Annotated in this window: 25 protein-coding genes; 11 read left to right on the top strand and 14 right to left on the bottom strand. The window is 42.7% G+C overall.

The genetic code is table 11. The annotated features are described in order from the left end of the window. Positions 1–61: 61 nt before the first annotated feature. Positions 62–1,045, bottom strand: coding sequence for an oxidoreductase (locus M1E96_RS17090; protein ID WP_140186504.1), 984 nt, complete (start codon positions 1,043–1,045; stop codon positions 62–64). Positions 1,046–1,834: 789 nt separating this feature from the next. On the opposite strand from M1E96_RS17090, the gene M1E96_RS17085 reads away from it, so the two are divergent. The 10 genes from M1E96_RS17085 (at position 1,835) to M1E96_RS17040 (ending at position 13,560) form a co-directional block, all read left to right on the top strand. Beyond that, positions 1,835–2,878 carry a rod shape-determining protein gene (locus M1E96_RS17085; RefSeq protein ID WP_014657562.1) on the top strand — a complete coding sequence of 348 codons (1,044 nt, stop codon included), beginning with the start codon at positions 1,835–1,837 and terminating at the stop codon, positions 2,876–2,878. Between the two features lie 88 nt (positions 2,879–2,966). Continuing rightward, a complete protein-coding gene (gene mreC, locus M1E96_RS17080) occupies positions 2,967–3,935 on the top strand; it encodes a rod shape-determining protein MreC (RefSeq protein ID WP_070928962.1) in 969 nt (322 codons plus the stop codon). 37 nt (positions 3,936–3,972) lie between these two features. After that, a complete protein-coding gene (gene mreD, locus M1E96_RS17075) occupies positions 3,973–4,461 on the top strand; it encodes a rod shape-determining protein MreD (protein WP_070928961.1) in 489 nt (162 codons plus the stop codon). 39 nt (positions 4,462–4,500) lie between these two features. Further along, positions 4,501–5,088, top strand: a complete 588-nt coding sequence (locus M1E96_RS17070; RefSeq protein WP_070928960.1) for a nucleoside triphosphate pyrophosphatase — start codon at positions 4,501–4,503, stop codon at positions 5,086–5,088. Further along, positions 5,085–6,554, top strand: coding sequence for a ribonuclease G (gene rng / locus M1E96_RS17065; protein ID WP_070928959.1), 1,470 nt, complete (start codon positions 5,085–5,087; stop codon positions 6,552–6,554). The genes M1E96_RS17070 and rng overlap by 4 nt, the downstream gene beginning before the upstream one ends. 22 nt (positions 6,555–6,576) lie before the next feature. Continuing rightward, positions 6,577–10,371, top strand: coding sequence for an AsmA2 domain-containing protein YhdP (gene yhdP / locus M1E96_RS17060; protein WP_369427220.1), 3,795 nt, complete (start codon positions 6,577–6,579; stop codon positions 10,369–10,371). Then, a complete protein-coding gene (gene nit1 / locus M1E96_RS17055) occupies positions 10,371–11,210 on the top strand; it encodes a deaminated glutathione amidase (protein WP_070928957.1) in 840 nt (279 codons plus the stop codon). Before yhdP ends, nit1 begins: the two co-directional genes overlap by 1 nt. 22 nt (positions 11,211–11,232) lie before the next feature. Continuing rightward, a complete protein-coding gene (gene tldD / locus M1E96_RS17050; protein WP_272580718.1) occupies positions 11,233–12,678 on the top strand; it encodes a metalloprotease TldD in 1,446 nt (481 codons plus the stop codon). 96 nt (positions 12,679–12,774) lie between these two features. Continuing rightward, the gene (locus M1E96_RS17045) at positions 12,775–13,257 is read left to right on the top strand and encodes a ribonuclease domain-containing protein (RefSeq protein ID WP_140180993.1); all 483 of its coding nucleotides are present in this window, start codon (positions 12,775–12,777) and stop codon (positions 13,255–13,257) included. A 9-nt stretch (positions 13,258–13,266) separates the two neighbouring features. Then, on the top strand, positions 13,267–13,560 hold the full coding sequence (locus M1E96_RS17040; RefSeq protein ID WP_070928954.1) for a barstar family protein: 294 nt from the start codon (positions 13,267–13,269) through the stop codon (positions 13,558–13,560). Between the two features lie 38 nt (positions 13,561–13,598). Here the strand turns inward: M1E96_RS17040 and M1E96_RS17035 are convergent, their stop codons facing one another. Both M1E96_RS17035 and yjgA read right to left on the bottom strand, forming a co-directional pair. After that, on the bottom strand, positions 13,599–13,919 hold the full coding sequence (locus M1E96_RS17035) for a low molecular weight protein tyrosine phosphatase family protein (protein ID WP_337979568.1): 321 nt from the start codon (positions 13,917–13,919) through the stop codon (positions 13,599–13,601). Positions 13,920–14,038: 119 nt separating this feature from the next. Next, entirely contained in the window at positions 14,039–14,584 is a 546-nt protein-coding gene (gene yjgA / locus M1E96_RS17030) for a ribosome biogenesis factor YjgA (protein WP_140186508.1), read from the bottom strand. 172 nt (positions 14,585–14,756) lie between these two features. Here yjgA and pmbA point away from each other — a divergent pair, with 172 nt between their 5' ends. Next, complete coding sequence (gene pmbA / locus M1E96_RS17025; protein WP_070928952.1) at positions 14,757–16,097, top strand: metalloprotease PmbA; 1,341 nt, start codon at positions 14,757–14,759, stop codon at positions 16,095–16,097. 175 nt (positions 16,098–16,272) lie between these two features. On the opposite strand, the gene rnk is transcribed toward pmbA, so the two are convergent. The 11 genes from rnk to kdsD all read right to left on the bottom strand — a co-directional run bounded on the left by rnk (position 16,273) and on the right by kdsD (position 24,372). Continuing rightward, a complete protein-coding gene (gene rnk, locus M1E96_RS17020; RefSeq protein WP_140180937.1) occupies positions 16,273–16,683 on the bottom strand; it encodes a nucleoside diphosphate kinase regulator in 411 nt (136 codons plus the stop codon). 354 nt (positions 16,684–17,037) lie between these two features. Continuing rightward, positions 17,038–17,310 carry a PTS phosphocarrier protein NPr gene (gene npr / locus M1E96_RS17015; protein WP_070928950.1) on the bottom strand — a complete coding sequence of 91 codons (273 nt, stop codon included), beginning with the start codon at positions 17,308–17,310 and terminating at the stop codon, positions 17,038–17,040. Next, on the bottom strand, positions 17,310–18,161 hold the full coding sequence (gene rapZ / locus M1E96_RS17010) for an RNase adapter RapZ (RefSeq protein ID WP_008912624.1): 852 nt from the start codon (positions 18,159–18,161) through the stop codon (positions 17,310–17,312). The genes npr and rapZ overlap by 1 nt, the downstream gene beginning before the upstream one ends. A 282-nt stretch (positions 18,162–18,443) precedes the next feature. Further along, complete coding sequence (gene ptsN / locus M1E96_RS17005) at positions 18,444–18,911, bottom strand: PTS IIA-like nitrogen regulatory protein PtsN (RefSeq protein WP_070928949.1); 468 nt, start codon at positions 18,909–18,911, stop codon at positions 18,444–18,446. Positions 18,912–19,158: 247 nt separating this feature from the next. Further along, positions 19,159–19,446, bottom strand: coding sequence for a ribosome hibernation promoting factor (hpf, locus tag M1E96_RS17000; protein ID WP_070928948.1), 288 nt, complete (start codon positions 19,444–19,446; stop codon positions 19,159–19,161). A gap of 23 nt (positions 19,447–19,469) precedes the next feature. Then, a complete protein-coding gene (gene rpoN, locus M1E96_RS16995; RefSeq protein WP_140180933.1) occupies positions 19,470–20,915 on the bottom strand; it encodes an RNA polymerase factor sigma-54 in 1,446 nt (481 codons plus the stop codon). A 31-nt stretch (positions 20,916–20,946) separates the two neighbouring features. Beyond that, entirely contained in the window at positions 20,947–21,672 is a 726-nt protein-coding gene (lptB, locus tag M1E96_RS16990; RefSeq protein ID WP_070928946.1) for an LPS export ABC transporter ATP-binding protein, read from the bottom strand. 5 nt (positions 21,673–21,677) lie between these two features. Beyond that, entirely contained in the window at positions 21,678–22,226 is a 549-nt protein-coding gene (gene lptA, locus M1E96_RS16985; RefSeq protein WP_070928945.1) for a lipopolysaccharide ABC transporter substrate-binding protein LptA, read from the bottom strand. Continuing rightward, entirely contained in the window at positions 22,210–22,803 is a 594-nt protein-coding gene (gene lptC / locus M1E96_RS16980; RefSeq protein ID WP_319067434.1) for an LPS export ABC transporter periplasmic protein LptC, read from the bottom strand. Before lptC ends, lptA begins: the two co-directional genes overlap by 17 nt. 25 nt (positions 22,804–22,828) lie before the next feature. Beyond that, complete coding sequence (gene kdsC, locus M1E96_RS16975; RefSeq protein ID WP_070928943.1) at positions 22,829–23,389, bottom strand: 3-deoxy-manno-octulosonate-8-phosphatase KdsC; 561 nt, start codon at positions 23,387–23,389, stop codon at positions 22,829–22,831. A 14-nt stretch (positions 23,390–23,403) separates the two neighbouring features. Then, positions 23,404–24,372, bottom strand: coding sequence for an arabinose-5-phosphate isomerase KdsD (gene kdsD, locus M1E96_RS16970; RefSeq protein WP_070928942.1), 969 nt, complete (start codon positions 24,370–24,372; stop codon positions 23,404–23,406). Positions 24,373–24,907: the final 535 nt, after the last annotated feature.

The following is a 24,907-nucleotide window of genomic DNA, read 5'->3' as shown; positions in this document are numbered from 1 at the left end:
CATTTATTTTTTTAAATTGTGCGGTAATCCAAACTTTTGGGTTGGCCCGCACAAAACGCAATTATGGTGTTAAAATCTTAACAAGTGTACGCCCTGTAATCTGATTTTTGAGAAATTTCTGCGCGTACTCAACGGACTGTTCTAATGTAATCTCTGAGGTAATTTGCGAATAAAATGATTCAGGTAACAGCTGCGAAAGGCGTTGCCAAACAGCGGGGCGTTTGCTCGCTGGGTAATAAACCGAATCGACACCTTGCAGGCGGATATTACGTAAAATAAATGGCATCACCGTGGTTGGCAATGAAAAACCGCCCGCAAGACCACAAGCTGCGACTGCACCGTTGTATTGTGTTTGCGCTAATATATTGGCAAGCACTTCTCCTCCGACAGTATCAATCGCCCCTGCCCAATGTTGCTTATCAAGTGGTTTAGCTGTTCCAGTAAAATCACTGCGCGCAAGTACTCTCTTGGCACCTATTTTCAGCAAATAATCACTATTTTCTGCTCTACCAGAGATGGCCACCACATCATAACCCAGTTGTGATAACAGCTGGATAGCCGTTGAACCAACGCCACCACTGGCTCCACTCACAATAATTTCGCCTTTATCTGGGGTGATACCTGCATCTTGCAAGGCGTTAACACAGAGCATGGCTGTAAAGCCTGCTGTGCCAATAATCATGGCTTGTCTCAGTGAGAGGTTTTCAGGGAGTGGGGTGAGATAATCTGCGGGAACTCGAGCTTGAGTTGCGAGCCCACCCCAATGTGTTTCTCCAACTCCCCAACCTGTGAGTAGAACGTGTTGGCCTACGCTAAAACGAGGATCTTCGCTGTGATGCACCACACCTGAAAAATCAATCCCCGGAACCATTGGGTATTGGCGCACAACCCCCGCTTTTCCATTAATTGCTAAGGCGTCTTTGTAATTTAGTGTTGACCAATAAATATCAATAATCACATCGCCTGGAGGAAGTTGTTCTGTCGGAATGGACTGGATATTGGCTGTCAGTTGATCATGGTCTTTTTGTAGAATGAGAGCTTGCATACTTCGCTCCTATAATTAGTGAGGAATGGTTTAAGATTAATAAACTCTGTTTATACTTCAGGTATGGTAACTATACTTATTCATACTTCATACCAATGACGGTATTGTCTATGCTTCTAGTGATCTGTTTATTTGTCATCCCGTTACCCTTGAATTATTTGGAGTATATAGCCGCAATGCTTAATATAATTAGTGAGTTGTGACTTGCGCACCTGCTACTATTGTAATTAATTTGTAAAAATGTAATTTTTTCTGGTATAAAACCTATTTTATCGTGCAAAATATCATGTTGCGAAGCGTTATGTTTATGTGTCAGTGGTATTACCTAGGTTCTAGAGTAGATTATTGGACTAACATACAGAAAATGAACATATTTAGCTGTGAAGTCAGTCGATGTGCAGCGATAAAAAAAATAACAAAAGATTATTTGAACTTGTAGTCATAAAAACTTGTCAACACAGGGTGAAATAAAAGACGGCGTATATAACAACCAATACGCTATTATTTATTGATGCGCTTTAAAATTTACGTATCAATAGGCTTAAAATATATTGAGGAACGGCGGGTTAACAACGCTGCAACTTGACGTAAGATAAGTACCAATAGCTATCTTAAAGGTTGTTATCTGCTTCGTTTCAAAAAGAGGCATGTGCAGTATTTGTGCTGTTACAACAGATGGATTAACCATATTTTTAGAAGCTGCTCATTAACGCCTTGAGACAGCTTCAAGTGGTTGGTAGAGTAGACGGGTTTTTATTCGTCCCCAGCTTGCAGGATAACCCTTTCGTTATGTTTAAAAAATTTCGTGGCATGTTTTCTAATGACCTGTCAATTGACTTGGGTACGGCCAATACCCTCATTTATGTCAAAGGACAAGGCGTAAAATTAAATGAACCTTCTGTTGTCGCTATTCGCCAAGATCGTTCTGGTACACCAAAAAGCGTTGCTGCGGTGGGTGGTGAAGCTAAGCAAATGCTGGGGCGTACACCGGGTAATATTTCAGCAATAAGACCAATGAAAGATGGGGTTATTGCAGATTTTTTCCTCACGGAAAAAATGCTACAGCATTTTATCAAACAGGTGCATAGCAACAGCTTTCTTCGTCCAAGCCCTCGTGTGCTAGTTTGTGTGCCAGTTGGTGCAACACAAGTTGAACGTAAAGCAATCCGTGAATCTGCACTGAGTGCAGGTGCACGCGAAGTCTTTTTAATTGAAGAACCAATGGCCGCAGCGATTGGCGCTGGTTTACCTGTTTCTGAAGCGACGGGTTCAATGGTGGTTGATATCGGTGGCGGTACGACTGAAGTCGCTGTCATTTCTTTAAACGGTGTCGTGTATTCTTCTTCAGTACGCATCGGTGGTGACCGTTTTGATGAAGCCATCATTAACTATGTGCGTCGCAATTACGGTTCTTTGATCGGTGAAGCAACCGCTGAGCGTATTAAGCATGGTATAGGTTCTGCTTATCCAACTGATGAAGTGTATGAAATTGAAGTTCGCGGTCGTAACCTTGCTGAAGGTGTTCCTCGTGGCTTTAAAATGAATTCAAATGAAATTTTAGAAGCATTGCAAGAGCCATTAACCGGTATCGTCAGTGCGGTAATGTTGGCATTAGAGCAATGTCCTCCTGAATTGGCATCTGATATTTCAGAACGAGGTATGGTACTTACTGGCGGTGGTGCATTGCTGCGTAACCTCGACCGTTTACTGATGGAAGAGACAGGTATACCTGTAATTGTTGCAGAAGATCCTTTGACCTGTGTTGCCCGTGGTGGTGGCAAGGCATTAGAAATGATCGACATGCATGGCGGCGATCTATTTAGTGATGACTAAATAATGTCGTAAGCGGGCTGAGGTTATTGCCTCAGCCGCTGCTTTTGCCTATTTTTGATCCTCTGAACTTAGTGAAACTCAGCCATACATGAAGCCGATTTTTAGGCGAGGCCCATCTCTCCAGCTGCGAATTTTTATTGCTGTTATTGTTGCAATAGCGCTGGTGGTGATTGACCATCGCTTTGAGCCTTTCAACAAAATCCGTAACTATTTAGATACGGCGGTTAGCCCATTTTACTTTTTGGCTAATGGCCCACGTCAATTTCTTGATAACATCTCTGAAAGCTTTTCCTCACGTGGACAACTTCAGTTTGAAAATAAAGCGCTGCGTCAGGAACTGCTATTAAAAAAGGCGGATAGCCTTTTATTGGAGCAATTAAAACAAGAAAATGCCCGTTTGCGTGAGCTACTTGGTTCTCCACTACGTCAAGACGAACATATGATGGTCACACAAGTGATCTCTGGTGCGAATACACCTTATCGCGACCAAGTGGTTATTGATAAAGGTGAAAATGCCAATGTTTATGAAGGGCAGCCTGTTATCAGTGATAAGGGGGTCGTAGGGCAAGTTGTTGGGGTGAGTCAATTCAATAGTCGTGTTCTACTGATTTGTGATACCACTCATGCACTACCAGTCCAAGTATTACGGAACGATATCCGAGTCATTGCTGCGGGTTCAGGATGTGCAGATGATCTACAACTTGAGCCCTTACCTGAAAATACCGATATCCGTGTCGGTGACGTTCTCGTGACTTCTGGCCTTGGTGGTCGTTTCCCTGAAGGTTATCCTGTGGCTGTGGTTTCAAGTGTTAAACATGATACACAGCGAGCTTATACCATAATCAGCGCAAGGCCGAGTGCAGAGCTACAGCGCTTACGCTATTTATTGCTGTTATGGGGAAATGAAAATGAAGCCATGACGCCGTTACAGCCTTCAGAGGTTTACCGTGCAGCAAACGAGCGCTTAATGAAAGTGCTCCCTCAAGTTTTACCAAATCCAAGTGAAATTCAGGGGCCGCCGCTACCACCATCAATGTCTCCAGCAGTGCAACCATAGGGAAGGTATAGTGGCTATGGTTAAGAGAGGACGCTAAATGGATGAGTATCGTGGCAATGGCCGCAGTATTATCTGGATTTCTTTTTTCATCGCATTGGTTTTACAGCTTATCCCGTGGCCGGAACAATTTGCTTTTTACCGGCCTTCTTGGTTACTGCTGATTTTGATTTACTGGGTGATGGCGCTGCCGCATCGAGTCAGTGTTGGTACCAGTTTTATCCTTGGCATTATTGTTGACTCTATTCAAGGCTCTGCTTTAGGTGTACACGCACTTTCATACAGTATCATTTGCTACCTAGTCTCTTATAAACACCAGTTATTGCGCAATATGGCACTTTGGCAGCAAGCTTTAATGATTGTTTTGCTGACTGTCATTCTTGATATGACCGTGTTTTGGGCCGAATTTGTATCATCTCAGGTATTATTTCATCCTCAAGTATTCTGGAATAGCCTCGTGAATGGTATTCTGTGGCCATGGCTATTTTTACTGTTACGGAAAATTCGCCGTAAGTTTTCAGTATGTTAAGTTTTTAGCAGCAATTCAATTACCTCTGGAACATCGTTTATGAGTTATATCTATTTGGCTTCAGGCTCTCCGAGAAGAAGAGAGCTTGTACAACTATTAGGACATGAATTTGCAATTTTACGTCCTGAAGTTGAGGAGCAATGGCAAGCAGGTGAAACACCCGAAGCTTATGTACAGCGTTTAGCGCGCGACAAATCGCAAGCGGGTGTTCAAATTGCACCAGAAGATCATCCCGTGGTTGGTGCCGACACTATCGTTGTTCTAAATAACCAAATCTTAGAAAAACCACGCAATGAGCAACATGCACAAGAAATGCTGTTAGCATTATCAGGTAAGACTCATCAAGTTATGACTTCTGTAGCAATCTCTGATCAAAAGCGAACATTAAACACCTTGATTGTGACAGATGTGACATTCCGCGAGTTATCATTAGACGAAATACATGATTATATAAAATCAGGTGAGCCTATGGATAAGGCAGGGGCATACGGTATTCAAGGAAAAGGCGGTTGTTACGTGAGGCGCATTAATGGCAGTTATCACGCTGTTGTTGGTCTACCGTTAGTCGAAACAGATGAATTAATACAAAGATTTTTAGCGTTAGGTGATGGTAAGGAGATGTCATGACCGCGGAGTTATTAGTAAATATTACACCATCGGAAACGCGCGTTGCTTATATTGATGGTGGGATCTTACAAGAGATCCATGTAGAGCGTGAAGCCAAAAGGGGAATTGTAGGGAATATCTACAAAGGTCGTGTGAGCCGCGTATTACCCGGTATGCAAGCGGCCTTTGTTGATATTGGCCTCGATAAAGCCGCCTTTTTGCATGCATCTGATATCATGCCGCATACTGAATGTATTGCGGGTGATGAGCAGAAAAACTTCCATGTGAGGGATATTGCTGAGCTGGTTAAACAAGGGCAAGACTTAATCGTCCAAGTGGTAAAAGACCCGCTAGGGACCAAAGGTGCGCGTTTAACCACAGATATTACATTACCTTCGCGTTATCTCGTATTTATGCCAGGCGCTTCTCATGTCGGGGTTTCTCAGCGTATTGAAAGTGAAACTGAACGTGAGCGCTTAAAAGAGTGTGTTGCCCAATATTGTGATGAAAATGGTGGCTTTATTATTCGCACTGCCGCAGAAGGGGTAGGAGATGATGAAGTTAGGCAAGACGCGGCTTTTTTAAAACGTTTATGGGCTAAAGTGATTGAGCGGAAAAAGCGCAATGTCACGCGAACTAAGATTTATGGCGAGTTAGCATTAGCTTATCGGATCATTCGTGATTTTGCAGGGGCGTCATTAGATAGAATTCGTGTGGATTCTCGACTAACCTATAAACAGTTACAAGAATTTATCGAAGAATATGTGCCAGAAATGACGGCTAAGCTTGAATTGTATCAAGGTAATCAGCCGATCTTCGATCTATTCGATGTTGAAAACGAAATTCAGCGAGCAATGGATCGAAAAGTTGAATTGAAATCAGGTGGTTATTTAATTATTGACCAAACTGAGGCCATGACAACCATTGATATTAATACAGGGGCCTTTGTTGGTCATCGTAATCTTGAAGAAACGATATTCAATACCAATATCGAAGCGACTCAAGCGATAGCCCGTCAGTTACGGTTAAGAAATTTAGGCGGGATCATTATTATTGATTTTATCGATATGAGTGATATTGAACATCGCCGCCGTGTTTTAGCCTCTTTAGAGCAAGCACTCAGTAAAGATAAAGTGAAAACGACCATTAATGGCTTTTCACAATTAGGTTTGGTTGAAATGACGCGCAAACGCACGCGTGAAAGCCTTGAACACGTACTTTGCGATGTGTGTCCGACCTGCCAAGGGCGCGGTACAGTGAAATCTGTTGAAACCGTGTGCTATGAGATTTTACGTGAAATTGTGCGAGTTCATCGCAGTATTGATGCCGATCGTTTCTTGGTGTATGCATCACAATCGGTGGTCGATATTCTCACTGGTGATGAATCTCATGCCCTAGCAGAAGTGGAAATTTTTGTTGGAAAACAAGTTAAAGTTCAGACTGAACCGCTATACAGTCAGGAACAATTTGATGTCGTCATGATGTAGTTTTTAGGTGAAGGAGAAACGGGTGAAGCGACTGCCACGAGTAGTATGGATGACGACGGCTATCGTGCTGCTGCTTTGTGCATTGCTGCTAACAGGGTTACGTTTTTTCTTACCGAACATTAATCATTATAGGCCAGACATCATTGCTTATATTGAAGAAAACAGTGATATCTCCTTACAAATTGGCGAAATTACAGGGGCTTGGCAGTCATTTGGGCCTGTATTGACCCTCAACAATGTCGTGGTTAACTACGCTGATGCAGATGCCAAAGCGAGCCAAATTGCGATTGAGCTGGACATATGGCGCTCGTTACTTTCACTAAAGTGGCGTTTTCGCGATATTACATTCTATCAGCTGGATGTTGATTATAAGATCCCGCTCAGCTTTGAAGGCAACGATCAACCTATCGATAGCGATAGTATAGAAGGTCTGTTTTTAAAGCAATTTAATCACTTCACCTTAAAAAATAGCCGCTTTACTTTTCTGACTCCATCAGAGCAAAAAACGACTCTACTCTTGCCTGAACTCACATGGTTGAATGAGCAAGAGCGTCATCGTGCCCAAGGTTTTGTTAGCTTAGAAACGATTAACAAACAGCACGGTTATTTACAGGTTAAAATCGATGTTCAAGACAAAAATGGAATTTTGAGTGATGGTACGGTTTATTTACAAGCCGATAATATTGATATGCAGCCATGGCTAAGTCGTTGGTTGCGTGAGAATACTGGGCTGCGCGACGCTAACTTTAGTTTGTCATCATGGGTTACGATTAAAAATAATCGTATCGATAGTGGATTGCTGCAATTGCGCCAAGGTGAAGCCAATTGGGGGCAAGCACCATTAGCGCAAAACCTACAAGTCAACGATTTGTTGATCCGCATGAGACGGCAAGGAGAAGGTTGGCTATTTAACATTCCTGAGTTGAACACCCTTAAGACCAATGAGTATATTTGGCCAAATGGCAGTGTTTCAGTGCTGTATCTCCCCTCATCGGCTAAGTATCACCAAAAAGATCATTGGCGGATACGTGCTCAGGATATTGAATTAGAACGATTAAGCGAGGTCTTACCGACATTTTCATTTGTGACCCCTGAAACGGTGCAAGACTGGCAACATCGCCAACCAAAAGGATTGCTGTCCGCTTTTTCGTTAGATATTACCCCTGATCAGCTCGACCATACCCAAATAGATATGGATTGGGAGGATGTCAGTTGGAAAAAATGGAAACAACTGCCTTCGGTCGATCATTTTACAGGAGTATTGGTTGGAAACATGCAGCGTGGGGTACTTGAGGCAAGTTTAGAAAATAGCGAAGTCGATTATCAACCTGAATTTAAAGCGCCTTTTCAGATTAGCCAAGCCGCAGGGCAAATACATTGGCTCAATGATGACAAACAATTCAAGTTGTGGAGTGATGGGCTGGATGTCCAAGCAACTTCATTATGGGCAAATGGTCAATTTAGTTTTTTAAAGTCGAAGCAAACTGATGAAGACGATCTGAGTATTTTAGCCGGGATCCGTGTCAGTGATGCAGGTGATGCATGGCGCTATTTTCCACAGCAATTGATGGGACAAGATCTGGCTGATTATTTGTCGAAAGCGGTTATCGCAGGGCAGGTAAATGATGCGACCTTAACCTTCAAAGGCAATCCTCAAAATTTTCCGTTTTATCGAAATGATGGACAATTCCAAGTCTTTGTTCCTCTTAGAAAAGCCACGTTTGAGTATGATGAAGGCTGGCCTGCGTTGCTTAACTTAGACATCGATTTAGATTTTCAACGTAATGGTTTAGCCATGCGCGCAGACAGCGTTAAGTTAGGTGATGCTACCGCGACAAACTTAACGGCAGACATTCCTAATTATCTGCATGAAATGTTATTTATTAACGCCGATATTGCAGGCACAGGGGCTCAAATTCAGCATTATTTCACCTCGACACCCATGAAGCATTCTATTGGCGACACGCTAGATGAACTGCAAATAGGCGGTGGAATAACAGGTGATCTGTCATTGGCCATTCCGTTGTCTCAAGGTCAAGATGTTGTGGCAAAAGGCCATGTTCACTTGAATAAAAATGATTTATTTATTAAATCAATTGATAGCAAATTAACTGCGCTTAGTGGTAGTTTTCAGTTTAATAACGGTGATTTGAGCAGCGATAAATTGCAAGGTCATTGGTTTGGTCAGCCTGTTGATATCAATTTTTCAACGGCGGACACTCCGAAAAACTACCAAGTGAATGTCGATTTAGCTGGCAATTGGGATGTGGCAAAAATCGCTCAATTACCTAATTCAATCAAGCAAAAACTTTCCGGAACCAGTGACTGGAAAAGTCATGTTGAAATCAAACTTCCTAATTCAGCCGCTGAGCCAATGGCTCTGACAGTCGAATTTACCGCAGGTTTAGACAAACTGAATAGTTTGTTGCCAGCTTTGGATGGTCATTTGCTGAAAGAATTAGCAACAATCACTGCGACGGCTCAAGGCTCAACAACCCACTTAACCATTGGTGGCGATATCGGGCAGCGTATTGGTTTCAATACTGAGTGGGATCTCAGTTCACCCAAACTACACTTAAATAAAGGTACTTTGGCTCAATGGAAAGGGAATGTACCAAAGCTTCCGAACTCATCAACGTTATTAGCTGATTTACCTGCTGTCACGAATAGTGGTTGGCTGCGATTTATCGATACTGTGTTTTCATCGGATCAGACTACTCAGCCAATCAATATTGGTTTACCTGAAACCGTAACGGTGAAGACACCATCCCTGTCTTTAGGTGGGCAAGCTTGGAAAGATGTTGATCTGTCCTTTAGTTTGTCAGCGGTAGATCAGTTAATAAAAGTGTCCAGCGAGAATTTAAAGGCGGAGTTACAAATTTACTCTCAGCAGCCTTGGGTGCTGAATATCGATTATCTGTATTACAACCCAAGCGCATTCCCAGGGCAAGAAACTAACAGTGATAATGATGGTGGTGCATTTAATTTTAGTCACTGGCCTGAAATGGAAATACGTTGCCGAGATTGTTGGGCCGCAGGGCAAAAATTAGGTGAAGTCAAAGCGCATTTGAAACCACAGGGAAATATTTTACAACTGACTGATGGAACGTTAATTAACAGCGCAACGCAGTTAAAATTGGCTGCGGTTTGGCAAAGTGGCTCGCAGAACCGTACGCAGGTAGCAGGTTCCTTGAGTGGTGAGCAATTCGATGAAACAGCCGCCTATTACGGTGTGTTAGTCCCTATTATCGATTCACCTTATACCCTCGATTTTGAGCTAAATTGGCAAGATGTGCCATGGTCGTTAGATATGGCCACATTGGATGGTAAATTGTCGGCTAAACTTGGCAAAGGGGCTATCGCTAAAATGGGCGGTGGGCGAGCAGGGCAGTTATTGCGCTTAGTCAGTTTTGACGCGTTGTTACGTAAGCTACAATTTGATTTTCGTGATACCTTTAGTAATGACTTTGACTTTGATTCAATTAAAGGTAATGCGGTGATCCAAAATGGTATCCTATCAACTAAAGATCTCTATATTGATGGCTTAGTTGCAGATATTGCATTAAATGGGCAAATTGACTTAGTGAAACGTCAAATCAATGGTGAAGCCATCGTTACCCCAGAAATATCTGCTACAGTTGGTGTGGCAACCGCGTTTGCGGTCAATCCAATTGCAGGTGCGGCAGTATTTGCTGCATCAAAAGTATTAGGTCCATTATGGAGTAAAATTTCTGTCATACGCTATCGTGTGTCAGGAAGTTTGGATGAACCAAAAATTGATGAAGTATTGCGTCAGCTAAAGGAGACTCAAGAGTAATGAAAAATGGCAATGTTGCACTTTTGCAGTTATGCAGTGGTAAAAATACTAAACATAATTTGGCACAGATTGAGCAGCAGATTAAACAGTTGCCAGATACTGTTGAGCTAGTATTAACACCAGAAAATGCATTGTTGTTTGCCGATGCAGCAACTTACCGTAAACAAGCCGAACAGGAAGGGCAGGGGCCGCTCCAAGAAGCGATTGCCAATATGGCAAAACGCTACAATGTTTGGATTTTAATTGGTTCTATGCCACTCATTAGCCGTGAAGATCCAGAGCGGATCACAAGTAGCAGTATTTTAATTGATTCCAAAGGAAATATTCAGGCGCGTTATGACAAAATTCATATGTTTGATGTGAATATTGAAGATGAGCAAGGCACATACAATGAATCCGTTATTTATCAGCGCGGCGAACATATTACTGTCGTGGATACGCCTGTAGGTCGCTTAGGCATGACCATTTGCTACGATTTACGCTTCCCAGGCCTATTCCAAGCATTGCGTGAGCAAGGCGCAGAAATTATCTCTGTACCGGCCGCATTTACCCGCTACACAGGACAGGCTCACTGGGAACCATTATTACGTGCCAGAGCGATTGAAAACCAATGCTTTGTATTAGCACCTGCTCAGGTCGGTGTCCATGGGACGCGTCGTACATGGGGGCACAGCCTCGCGGTGGATGGCTGGGGTAAAGTAATGAAAAAGAACGTTGATGCTGTTGCAGCAACGGTTTTAAATATTCAAACAGAAAGTCTGAATGGAATGCGTGAGCAGATCCGTGTGGTGAAACATAACCGCTTTAGACCACAACTGACTTCACTGATTAAAAAATAAACGACAACAAAGAGTAACCAATATGAGTTTAGCTTCTGTCAGCGACCATTTGCTGGCTGCCAATGGTCTTGACCATCAAAAACTGTACGATACACTCGGCCTGTTATCTGAGCGCAAGCTGGATTATGCCGATCTTTATTTCCAATCTAGCTACCATGAAGCATGGGTGTTGGAAGATCGCATCATCAAAGATGGCTCTTATAATATCGACCAAGGTGTTGGGGTCAGAGCCGTACACGGTGAAAAAACCGGTTTTGCCTATGCCGATCAGATTTCATTGATTGCATTACAGCAAAGTGCGACTGCGGCACGTAGTATTGTTGGTGAGCAAGGTAATGGTCAGTCACAAATTTTGACTGAAGTTGGCTATAAGAAGCTCTATTCAGAAGCGGATCCACTGCATAGTCTATCGCGAGAAGACAAAATTGCATTACTGCATCGTGTTGATCAAATTGCCAGAGCTGAAGATCCTCGTGTCATTGAAGTCAATGCCAGTTTAACTGGGGTATATGAGCAAGTGCTAGTAGCTGCGACGGATGGAACATTAGCTGCGGATATTCGCCCATTAGTTCGTATGTCAGTCAGTGTATTGGTTGAACATGATGGTAAACGTGAACGCGGTGCAAGTGGCGGCGGCGGTCGTTATGGCTATGAATATTTCCTTGAAGTTCATCAAGGTCAAGTGCTCGCGGAGCAGTATGCTAAAGAAGCTGTTCGTATGGCATTGGTTAATTTGTCTGCGATTGCCGCACCAGCAGGAATGATGCCTGTTGTATTGGGTGCTGGCTGGCCGGGTGTATTGCTGCATGAAGCAGTGGGTCATGGTTTAGAAGGTGATTTCAATCGTCGTGGCACCTCTGTTTTTTCCGGACAAATGGGTGAGCTGGTGGCTTCACCACTGTGTACTGTTGTGGATGATGGCACTATTGCTGGCCGTCGTGGCTCTTTAGCTATCGACGATGAAGGGGTACCGGGTCAATACAATGTATTGATTGAAAATGGGATCTTGAAAAATTATATACAGGATAAGCTAAATGCTCGTTTGATGGGACGGGCTCCAACAGGTAATGCACGTCGTGAATCTTATGCACACCTGCCTATGCCACGCATGACTAATACTTATATGTTAGCGGGGGATTCTACACCGGAAGATATTATTGCGAGTGTCGATAAAGGTATCTATGCGCCAAACTTTGGTGGCGGGCAAGTCGATATTACTTCTGGCAAGTTTGTTTTCTCAACCTCTGAAGCTTATCTGATTGAAAACGGTAAAATCACTTCACCAGTAAAAGGCGCTACCTTGATTGGTTCAGGTGTTGAAGCTATGCAGCAGATCTCAATGGTAGGTAATGATCTGACCCTCGATAAAGGGGTTGGTGTGTGTGGAAAAGAAGGACAAAGTGTACCCGTTGGTGTTGGACAGCCTACACTAAAACTGGATAAGATGACGGTTGGCGGCACGGCATAACCTATCCTCTAAATAATTTGAGATGCAGGTAGACACTGCATCTCGAAGTATGATGAATATTCGGATATAAACCAAAACCAAGGAAGGAGCTCGATGATGAATAAACGTGTGATTTCTCTGGTGTTGATGGCCATTTTGATTGTTCTGAGCCTGTATTTTAATACTGGAGAGCAGCAAGGGGCAAAGCAGGCAGACAAGCCTGTTACAACAACAGAGCAAACAATAGCAGTTCAAAATGCTCAAAAGATTGACGAGTTAACTAAACAAGCCAATGTAGTGAGTTATCTCCAAAAGCACCAACAGTTACCGAGTTTTTATATCACCAAAAAAGCGGCTCGTGATGCAGGCTGGAATCCTAAGCAGGGCAATCTCTGCGAAGCACTCCCCGGTAAAGCGATTGGTGGTGACCGATTCTCTAACCGTGAAAAACAATTACCTACAGCACCTAATCGTCAGTGGTATGAAGCTGATCTGAACTACAATTGCGGTCACCGAGGAGCCGATCGTTTGCTATACTCTTCAGATGGCATGATTTATGTCACCGCAGATCACTATAAAAGCTTCGAAAAGATCAATTAAGGTACTTGAATGAGTAGTCGTGTCGCCATCTTTAATTTTCAGCAAATAGACAGTATTGATGATTTTTATCGCCAATTTGAGCTGCAATTTTCATTGCCAGTTTGGTTTGGTAAAAATCTTGATGCGTTATGGGATATGGTGTCGGCAGGTATTGAATTACCTGTCGCCATTGTATTTACCCATATTACCGATGAACAAAAAGTCCAATTTGAAGATATTATTGCGATTATGCATGATGGCCATGATTTATGGGGCGATGATCTGCTGTTTGTCTGTGAAAACGCAGATGACAGCCCAAGCTGAGTGCTCAGCTTTTAGGTGAGCACGCGGCATTGATATTTTCAGGTCATGAACGCAGGGATCGCTGCCTTAAAAATATCAATCAGTTCAGGATCCATATAGCGATATTCATCTGGAATATCCAGTACATGTACTGGTTTGTGTTCTAATAATCGAAAAAAGTCGGCCGAGAGCCGGCTTTTATGTTTATGCTCCATAACGAAAATCACATCAGCCCAACGAATAAGATCTGCGGTTACTCTACGTTTTGCATTGCGGCTGGTGCCAGCAGAACGGACTGACCAATCAGCATGGTTGCGCCAGACTTGCTCAGCGGTTGGGCTACGCCACTGATTACGACTACATATAAAAAGAATATTCATTCAATATTTAGTATTTTATCCAAACTTTAGTAAACATTCGACGGGATATTGGAAAAGTAGAGGCGGAAAAGATAGCCATCGAAAGCCCCCTAAACCGCGATGGCATAGGGGAGTGTTAATTAAGCTGATTCAGATAACTCTTTCAGATATTGGAAGATCTGACGGAAGGCTTTTGGTGGTTTATTGGCTTCTCGCTCTTTTTTAGCGTTACGCACTAATACTCGCAATTGTTGCCTATCAGTATGTGGGAACAGAGCGACGACTTCTTCAATCACATCGTCACCATTTTCGACCAATCTAATACGTAGATCTTCTAGCTTATGTAAAATAACCACTTGTTGGTTATGGCGATTTTTTAGCTTATCTAATGCTTCAGTAATGGGTTCTACATCGCGGGCACGTAATAACTTACCAATATACTGTAACTGGCGACGGCGACCTTCACGTTTAATTTTTTGTGCCAGTTCAATTGATTCAAGTAGCTGACTATCAAGAGGAATACGTTCCAGCTCACTTTTACTCAATTCAACGAGCTCAGCGCCCAGTTTTTTAAGCACTTCTGCGTCGCGTTTAATTTCACTTTTACTGACCCAAATGATCTCATCATCGTCTTCTTCTTGCGGCGCTGGGACATCATCCAGCCAGTCTTCAGGCTGTTTGGCCATATCGATTTCCTTTTTACAGTACGTAGCACAGTAATTTACATGACCTGCTACGTTGTGGGTGTTAACATTGAATATATACTATTGTAACTGGGAAAAAGCCCTAATGACTACCCGACATTGTGTGTTGGTGTGAAAAAAGCCGCTTTTACCTTATTTAATTTGGATTGAGTACATGAATTTAACCGAACAAGTCAACGAACAACGCAAAAATTTGGAAGAGGCTGTTGCACAAGCGCTCTCATTTGCCAAAAATCGTTGTGATGCCGCTGAAGTTGCCGTGAATAAAAGCACTGGGATCAGTGTAAGCACCCGCCAAGGTGAGGTTGAAAATGTTGAATTTAACAGTGATGGCGCTCTCGGGATCACTGTCTACCATAATCAACGTAAAGGTAGTGCATCATCCACTGATTTAAGTCCAGAAGCAATTGAACGTACTGTACAGGCTGCGGTAGATATTGCTCGCTATACATCAGAAGATCCTTGCGCGGGCCCAGCAGAAAAATCTCTTCTCGCTTTTGAAGCACCTGATCTACAACTTTTTCAAGCCAGCAGTCTGACACCTGAACAAGCGATTAAATATGCCTCACAAGCTGAAATGGCAGCGCTTAACGTGGATCCACGGATTGTGAATACCGAAGGTGGAAGCTTTAACGGCCACTATGGCGTGCGCGTGTTCGGTAACTCACATGGCATGTTACAGAGCTATTGTTCAAGCCGTTACTCGATGTCAAGCTGCGTGATTGCTGAAGAAAACGGCGAGATGGAGCGTGATTATGCATATACCATCGGCCGTAGCCTCGATGCGTTGAAATCCCCTGAGTGGGTCGGCCAAGAATGCGCTCGTCGCACCTTATCGCGTTTATCGCCGAGAAAACTGCCTACCATGAAAGCACCTGTCATTTTTGCCGCAGAAGTAGCGACAGGGCTTTTTGGACACTTAGTGGGGGCAATTAGCGGTAGCAGTATCTATCGTAAATCGTCTTTCTTATTAGATAGCTTAGGTAAACAAATTTTACCTGATTGGCTAACGATTAATGAGCAGCCTCACTTAATTGGTGGATTAGCCTCTTCTCCATTTGATAGTGAAGGTGTGCGTACCACAGAACGTAATATTATCGAAAATGGGGTATTACAAACGTGGCTGATGACCTCTTATTCAGCGAGAAAGCTCGGGCTACAAAGTACGGGTCACGCAGGTGGTATCCATAATTGGCGCATTGAAGGCCAAGGTTTATCATTTGATGCATTGCTAAAACAAATGGGAACAGGTCTCATAGTGACTGAGCTAATGGGGCAAGGAGTGAGTGGTATTACCGGTGATTATTCACGCGGAGCTTCAGGTTTTTGGGTAGAGAATGGCGTGATCCAATACCCTGTGAGTGAAATTACCATTGCGGGTAACCTGAAGGATATGTGGGCAAACATTGTGACAATTGCCGATGATATCGAAACTCGTAGCAATATTCAGTGTGGTTCGGTGCTATTGCCTGAAATGAGTATTGCAGGCGAGTAAGCGACTGAGCACTAAAAATACAAAAGGCACTCAACTGAGTGCCTTTTGTTGCTGACGAAGTGGGATAAAGTGTGTTTTTTCCCACTTTGCGTTGAAAACCAATGAGTTGATTTTCCTTGTTTATTTAAAATCAGCTATTTCAAATCAGCTTATTCACAACCGATGTTTACCGATATTAACGGTGAAACTCGCCTGCTGCCTCTGGTTGGTAAATAATCTCCAACACTCTTACACGCGTTTCAACACCGTTAGGCAATGCCCAGCTGATCTCATCATTCACATGTAGACCCAGTAACGCGGCACCGATTGGCGCCATGACTGAAAGCTGTTCAGCACTGTCTTTCAATGATGCTGGATAAACTAGCGTACGCGTGTGCTCTTCATTGCTGATCAGATCAAGGAAGCGAACAGTACTGTTCATTGTCACTACATCAGCAGGAATTTCTTGAGGGGACACAATGTCCGCACGATCAAGTTCATCATTCAGCGCTTCTGCAACAGGGGTATCTGCATAAGCAGGTTGTTCTAACAGAGCATCTAGGCGCTCTGCATCTAAATCATTAATGATAATTGTTGGCTTTGTCATACCACACTCCAATAGAAACGTACAAAGCAAACACCCCCCACCCATGTTAGGTAGGGGGTGCTGCTAATATATATTTACTCGTCATAATTCAAGTTGCACAAGCTGCGGCGTTGTTGACTGTGCTCATTCACACCAATCACATACTGATGTGCTTTTTGAGCAACTCATCACTGGTCGCTTAACGACACCTTATTTGGGGCGCTTAATTGCACTTTGAATTATTCAGAGTGTAAATTCGTTTGTATGAAATATTAGGCTCTTCATGCTTCAAAGGGAAGAGATCGGGATCACGATCTGTGAGCCGTTTTTTGTAAAACAATTGATATTTAGTTCACTACTCATTAGTTGATAATACTAACTTTCATCAAACCCACTTTCAAATAGGTTAATAATCGCGGATAAAGCCTGATGTTCATCAGGGCCGCTAACCTCAATATCAATCGTACTACCTTGTTCCGAGTCTAGCATTAACATGGCAATAACGCTATCCGCCTCGGCCTCAATGTTATTATTATTACGCAAAATTACCTTAGAGTTAAATTTTTTAACTAATTCATAAAGTAACATTGCCGGCCGGGCATGCATACCCAGCCGGTTTTTTAGGGTAATAGTGGCTGTTAGTGCCATTACTTACGCTTTTCTAATGTTCTGTGGCGGGACTGCACGTTTTTGCCCCTTGAGCGGAAATAATCAGCGAGTTGTTCAGCAACATAGACGGAGCGGTGTTTCCCCCCCGTACAACCAATCGCAACAGTGAGGTAGCTACGGTTATTGGTTTCGAGCATCGGCAGCCATAACTCTAGGTAACTGCGTGTTTGATAAATAAAGTTATGAACCTCTGTATGCCTATCGAGGAATGCCGCTACAGGGCGATCAAGACCGGTCATTGGGCGCAATTTCGGATCCCAATGTGGGTTCGGTAAAAAACGCACATCAAAGACATAGTCCGCATCAATAGGAATACCATGTTTAAAGCCAAATGATTCGAACACCATGGTCAGTTCACGCTCGCGTTTGCCCATTAAACGTGTTCTGAGCATTTCTGCTAATTCATGCACTGACATTTCAGATGTGTCTATCACGAGATCGGCACGTGAACGTAGTGGCTCTAGCAGCTCATTTTCTTCATCAATGGCACTTTCAAGTGACAGGTTTTTACTTGAAAGAGGGTGCAATCTGCGAGTATCGCTGTAACGGCGGATCAATGTATTGCGATCTGCGTCCAGAAACAGTAACTGAGGTGAAAAGCTAGAGGGTAACCGATCAAGCGCTTCCTCAAAGATCTCTGGGTTATCAGGCATATTACGCACATCAATGCTCACTGCTGCTGAAATATTACGATCTGCGAGTGAATTGGCCAGTTCTGGAAGCAGCACAACCGGCAGGTTATCTACACAATAGAAACCCATATCTTCCAGCGCACGTAAGGCAACGGATTTCCCCGAACCGGAACGGCCGCTGACAATCATCAGCACCATGAGCTAACTCCCTTTTATTTCTTGTCGGTGATCTTATGATCTCCGATAGTGAATCGATCTTTTGGTTACTTATTTATACATCACTGAGTATATATGAGTAAAATATCAAAAATTCATACACATGTAACCCAGTGATGATAAAGTATCTCAATTATACTCTAAATGATTCGAGGTGCAGCTAGGCGACAAGTGAACGAGTCGCCAGAAGCGTAGTAACTATGTGACTGGTGCGAGTGAACGTAGTCAACAACGCTGCAACTTGAAGCTTGACGAGTATATAACTTACTCGGTAATTATACTATACAGCTCAGCATCGCTTTGTGCAGATCTTAAGCGCTTACAGAATGATTTGTCCGCTAATTTTTTAGCAATTAAAGACAGTGTGTGTAAGTGCGTTTTACATTGATCTGCGGGTACTAACAAAGCAAATAGGAGATCTACAGGCTGATTATCTATTGCATCAAAGGCAATAGGCTCTTCTAGATGTAAAAAAACACCTACCGCTTGAGTGTGCTCTCCTTCTGCGAGTTTGCCGTGAGGAATTGCGATCCCCCCGCCAATGCCAGTAGTTCCAACTTTTTCTCTGGTGAGTAATGCTTCAAATACCGTGTTTTCCGGTAATCCCAACTCGGCGGCAGCCAGTTCACTGATAATCTCTAATGCCCTTTTTTTACTGGTGCAAACAAGATTATTACGTGTACAAGCAGGAGATAATACGGCGCTTAATTGGATTTCTATATCACTATTCATTTTATTGTTCGCTTAGGACTACAAAACCAGCTAGCAGTATACCACTAGCTGGTTTGACCATTTATTTGTGGCTTATCACGATACACGGTGATTGCCCCATATACTCGTCATACTTCAAGTTGCAAGGCTCTTCGTTGAGGTATAAGGGACTACGCTACGCTAGCCGAGTCACATAGTTCATCTATGCTCTCCGTCTATCTTCACTTGTCGCCTACCTGCTTCTTGAATTATTTAGAGTATAAATGTATTAATGTTGTCTCAGTTTTTCTTTGTGTTTGGTTAACTGGCGTGACAGTTTGTCTACCAGTTGGTCGATTGCAGCGTACATATCATTTTCTTCCGCTGACGCATGGAGTTCTGCACCATTAACCTGCACCGTTGCTTCAGCAATTTGCTGAACTTTTTCAACTTTCAACACCACTTGAATGCCGTTGATTCGATCAAATAATTGTTCCAATTTTCTGATCTTTTTCTCAACAGTTTCACGTAATGCAGGTGTGACTTCGATATTGTGTCCAGTAATCTGAAATTCCATACAATCTTCCTTATTTTATTCAATTAAACCAATTTTTTACGTTGGTTTGAGGGCGGAATAGATAACGATTCACGGTACTTAGCGACAGTTCGACGTGCAACCTGAATGCCCTGTTCGGCTAGCATGCTTGTCAATTTACTGTCACTCAATGGTTTTGCTGGGTTCTCAGCAGCAACCAGTTTTTTCACTAATGCACGTATTGCAGTTGAGGAGGCTTCTCCTCCTGTATCGGTACTCACGTGACTAGAGAAAAAATATTTCAACTCAAAAATTCCCCTAGGGCTATGGAGAAACTTTTGGGTTGTCACTCTTGATATGGTAGATTCATGCATATCCACTTGATAGGCGATATCAGCCAGTATCATGGGTTTCATGTATTCATCACCATATTCAAAGAATTCTTGTTGTTGCTCAACAATGCAACATGCTACCTTTAACAAGGTTTCATTGCGGCTTTCTAAGCTTTTAATCAACCATTTAGCATCTTGTAAATGACTACGAATATACTGCGAATCACTTTCACTTACTGAATCTTTTATCAAAGAAGCATAGTGATTATTTATACCTAATTTAGGAATGCTATCTGTATTTAATTCAACTTGCCAGTGTCCGTTGATTTTTTTCACCAGAACATCTGGAATGACATATTCAGACTCTCCGGTATTGATGGATTGCCCCGGTTTTGGGTTGAGAGTCAATATTAAATCTATGGCTATTTTTAGGGCATCTTCTTTTAATCGGGTCAGCTTACTGAGTTGGCGGAAATCACGATTGGCCAATAAATCGATGTGTTGGCTAATAATTGTTCGTGCTTCAGCTAAACCTTCAGTTTCTTTTGGATAAAGAGATAATTGAATAAGCAAACACTCTTTCAGATCTTGTGCAGCGACACCGAGAGGATCAAAGTGTTGGATACGTTTTAGTACCGCTATCACTTCTTCAAGGGTGATCTCCGAATTGTTAATCCCCTCATGTATATCGCTAATCGAGGTTGTTAAATAGCCTGAATCATCAATCGAATCAATGATTGCTGTAGCAATGGCACGATCTGTTTCGGTAAAAGGGGTTAATTCTGATTGCCAAACTAAATAGTCTTGCAGGGTCTGTGTGGTTTCCCCTTGGTAAACGGGTAGCTCGTCAAAGCTATAGTCGTTACTTGTGCCTGATGGCGTGCCAGCGGTATAAATTTCATCCCAATCAGCGTCAAGAGGCAGCTCATCTGGCATATCATTTTTTTCGAGTGCATCTTTAGTGTCGATTTCACTGCTATCGGAACTCGTTTCGAGGTTATCGAGAGATTCCAGTTCCGAAGCCGTTTCTTCTTGTTCTAGAAGTGGGTTAGTTTCTAGTGCAAGTTGTATCTCTTGTTGTAGCTCAAGCGTAGATAGTTGCAACAAACGGATCGCTTGCTGCAACTGAGGCGTCATTGCCAGTTGCTGACTGATTCTGAGCTGCAAACTTTGCTTCATGAATGATGTTTTCTCCACCTAACACGATAAATTATAGACGGAAGCCTTCCCCCAAATACACTCGTTTTACTTGCTCGTTTTCGAGGATCATTTCAGGCGTACCGTGAGCAATTAAGTGACCTTGGCTGACAATATACGCTCTTTCACAGACATCTAATGTTTCACGCACGTTATGATCTGTGATCAAAACACCTAAACCGTAATCACGTAAGTGTTGGATAATTTTTTTGATATCCAACACTGAAATAGGGTCAACACCAGCAAACGGCTCATCAAGTAAGATAAATTTGGGGTTTGCGGCGAGCGCGCGAGCTATTTCAACACGGCGACGCTCACCACCAGACAACGACTGACCAAGGCTATCACGCAAATGGGTAATGCTAAACTCTTCCATCAACTCTTCAGCACGTTCTTTACGTTGTTCTGAGTTTAAGTCATGACGAATTTCTAGCACGGCCATTAGGTTATCATAAACGCTGAGACGGCGGAAAATAGAGGCTTCTTGTGGAAGGTAGCCAATACCACGACGTGCACGTTCATGTAACGGTAGAAGGCTAATATCTTCCCCATCGATCGTAATTTTGCCTGCATCCCGCTGGACTATTCCGACCACCATATAAAAGGTGGTGGTTTTACCGGCGCCATTAGGGCCCAGTAGGCCGACAATTTCACCTGATTTCACCTCAAGGCTGACGTCTTCAACCACCTTGCGCTTTTTATATGCTTTTGCCAGATTCTCTGCGGTTAGTGTCGCCATAACGATTATTTACTCTTTCCGTTGTTTGCCGCTGGGCCTTTTTCTTGTAGCTGTGATGGCAATAATACTGTTGTCACACGTTTGCCTTTGTCACTAAACGCTTCCATTTGCTGGGTTGGGACAACATAGGTGATCTTATCACCTTTAATATTGCTATCTAACTGCTCAAGATAGGCATCACCCGTTAGTGTTAAAAGCTCTTTATCAACTTCATAGCGCGCTTTCAACGCGTGGCCTTTGATTGGTTTTCCATCGTCTTGTAACTGGTAAAAGGTCACTGGCGTACCAAAAGCCTCAATCGTAATTTTATCTGAGTTACTGCTTGGACGAGTGACGACGACTTTGTTAGCTCTAATATCTATTGAGCCTTGTTTTACCACCACATCATCTGTAAATGTGGTGACATTTTTTTCTAAATCAAGGGATTGCTTGACCGAATTAATGGTCATTGGTTGCTGCGTATCCGTTTTTAATGCGAAAGCAGGCACGCTAAGAGCAAGAATTGCGCTGGCAACAGCTCCTTGAATAAAACGTTTTTTATTTACTTGATTCATTTTTTTGCTCTTCTTTTTGCAGCACGTAATGAGTTTTTACATCTTCAATTAACTCTGCGGTTCTTGAACGTAGGTTACCGCGCATTTTTAAACCCGTCGAATTAAGACCTTGCCCGATGATAGTGACCTTATCATCCGATGAAACATCTTGAGTTATCAAGTTCACCATTGCATTTTGCGTTGAAATCCGTTGAAGTTGAGAATCGGGGCTTAAACTATCCACTTGAACATCGTTATAGAGATAAAGGATCCTATCATTCGTCAATTTGGCTTTTAGTGAACGTACGGTCCAAGTTGGTACACCAGCTTCGTTATAGGTTGTTAAAACAGGGTTAGTGAACCAAGTCACTTTATCTGCTGTATAATTATCAATTTTATCTGATACCAGCTTGTAGGCCAAATCGCCTACTGGATTATAGACGAATGTCACTGAATCATCGGTTTGATAATTAGGCTGAGCGTTGTCGAGCACGTTATTTACAGGTGCTTCAGTATCATTACCTGCTAGGTTCCAACCAATCAAACCAAGCACAATCAATGATAACAGGATGATTAACCACTTTTTAGCGTTACTCATGGATATATTCTTTTAATCAATAACCTTAAATCGATAAGCCTTTAGCTTCATCAAGTTTGCCTTGTGCCAGAAGGATCAGGTCGCAAAGCTCACGTACCGCGCCTTTACCACCACCAATATGCGTAATGTAATCCGCTTTGGGTAACAAGAGGGGATGCGCGTCTGCAACGGCAACAGAAAGTCCCACTTTTGCCATTACAGGCCAATCGATGAGGTCATCACCAATATAGGCGACTTCTTCTTCCGCTAACTGCAGTGTATCTAACAGTTGATGATACGCCAAAAGCTTATCGCTTTGACCTTGGTAAAGATATGTAATGCCTAGTGTTGCTGCACGATCTTCAAGCAATTTCGCTTTTCTGCCTGTAATAATCGCGACCTCAATGTCGGAGGTTAATAAACAGCGAATACCATAGCCATCACGTACATTAAAAGCTTTCAGTTCTTCACCGTTATTTCCCATATAAATCAGGCCATCAGACATAACACCGTCAACGTCACAAATTAATAATTTAATTTTGGCTGCTTTTTGTAAAACAGACTGAGCCACAAGACCGTAGCAGGTGTCCTGAAATTGAGGATCCATAATCATTCCTTTTTTTATACAACGCCAGCTTGGAGAAGATCATGCATATGTAATACGCCCACTAGCTTATTACCTTCGGCAACCATCAGTGAGGTTACATGCCTAGATTGCATTAAATTAAGTGCTTCTACCGCTAAAATATTGGGGGAGATTTTAATTCCACCACGGGTCATGACATCAGCGATTTTGGCATTATTTAGGTCAATACCCATATCAAAGATACGACGCAGATCACCATCAGTAAAAATACCAGCAATATTCATATCGTCATCACAAATTACGGTCATACCTAATTTTTTGCGAGTAATCTCAATTAAAGCTTCGCGTAACGTGGCTGTTTGAGGAATATGCGGAATATCATCGCCAACGTTCATTAAATCACGAACTAAAAGTAAAAGTTTGCGCCCTAGTGCGCCGCCTGGGTGGGAAAGCGCAAAATCTTCAGCGGTAAAGCCTCTGGCTTTCAACAGAGCGATCGCTAATGCATCACCCATCACGAGTGTTGCGGTTGTGCTTGTCGTTGGTGCAAGCCCTAGAGGGCAAGCTTCTTGTGGGACTTTTATACACAAATGTGCGTCTGCATACTTACCCATATTGCTATTTGGATTACTTGTCATGCAGATCAACGGCACTTTAATACGTTTTAATACAGGCAATAGGGCGAGGATCTCACCGGATTCACCTGAATTGGAAATGGCGAGAACGATATCTTTATTTGTGATCATACCTAAGTCGCCATGACTGGCTTCTCCTGGGTGAACAAAGAAAGAGGGGGTTCCTGTGCTTGCTAATGTTGCGGCTATTTTTCGCCCAATATGTCCCGATTTTCCCATACCCATAACAACAACTTTCCCTTGGCAGTCAAATATCAGCTGACATGCGTGAGTGAAATCATCGTTGATATATTGTTCTAAGTTTTTTAGGCCTTCACTTTCGATATGGAGGACATCTTTACCTACTTGCTGAAAATCGATGTTTGACATTTTCTGTTCCATGCGTAGCTTTTCAGTTAATCGGATTAGCGAGCGCGAATTGTATAACGAATACTTATTATCAGTAAGTGCTTTGTCGAATCAGTCAAAAATTAATTGTACTTTAATGAATAAAGGCCGTTGGATTAATATACTCATCACACTTCAAGTTGCAGGGCTTTTCGTTAAGCTATCAGAGACGGCATTCAGCCCGCCTAGTCACATAGTTCATCTATGCTTCCCATCTTGCCTACCTACACCATGAATTATTTAGAATATAAAAGCTTAATCAAGCGGAGGGGATCCGCACCATAAACTAAACTCAAAAAAAGAAAATTGAGTATTCTCAACTGGTAACAAATTTTTAAAGTCTAAGAGCTGTCTGCTTCTATTGTGTAAAAATAATGGTTAACTGTCATTGATTCCCCTGCTATATGTATATATTAGTCATATAAATACACATTTTGAACACCAACGACACATTTAGCACGTTATAATGGTACTAATAAAATCAGGTGCGATATTAGACGATTTTCATTTTATCTTT

This window comes from Providencia sp. PROV236 (genome assembly GCF_033676985.1).
In the GTDB taxonomy this organism is placed as follows: Bacteria; Pseudomonadota; Gammaproteobacteria; order Enterobacterales; family Enterobacteriaceae; genus Providencia; species Providencia manganoxydans.
Note: the sequence above shows the minus strand (reverse complement) of the source record. Positions and strands in the feature narration are given on the sequence as shown.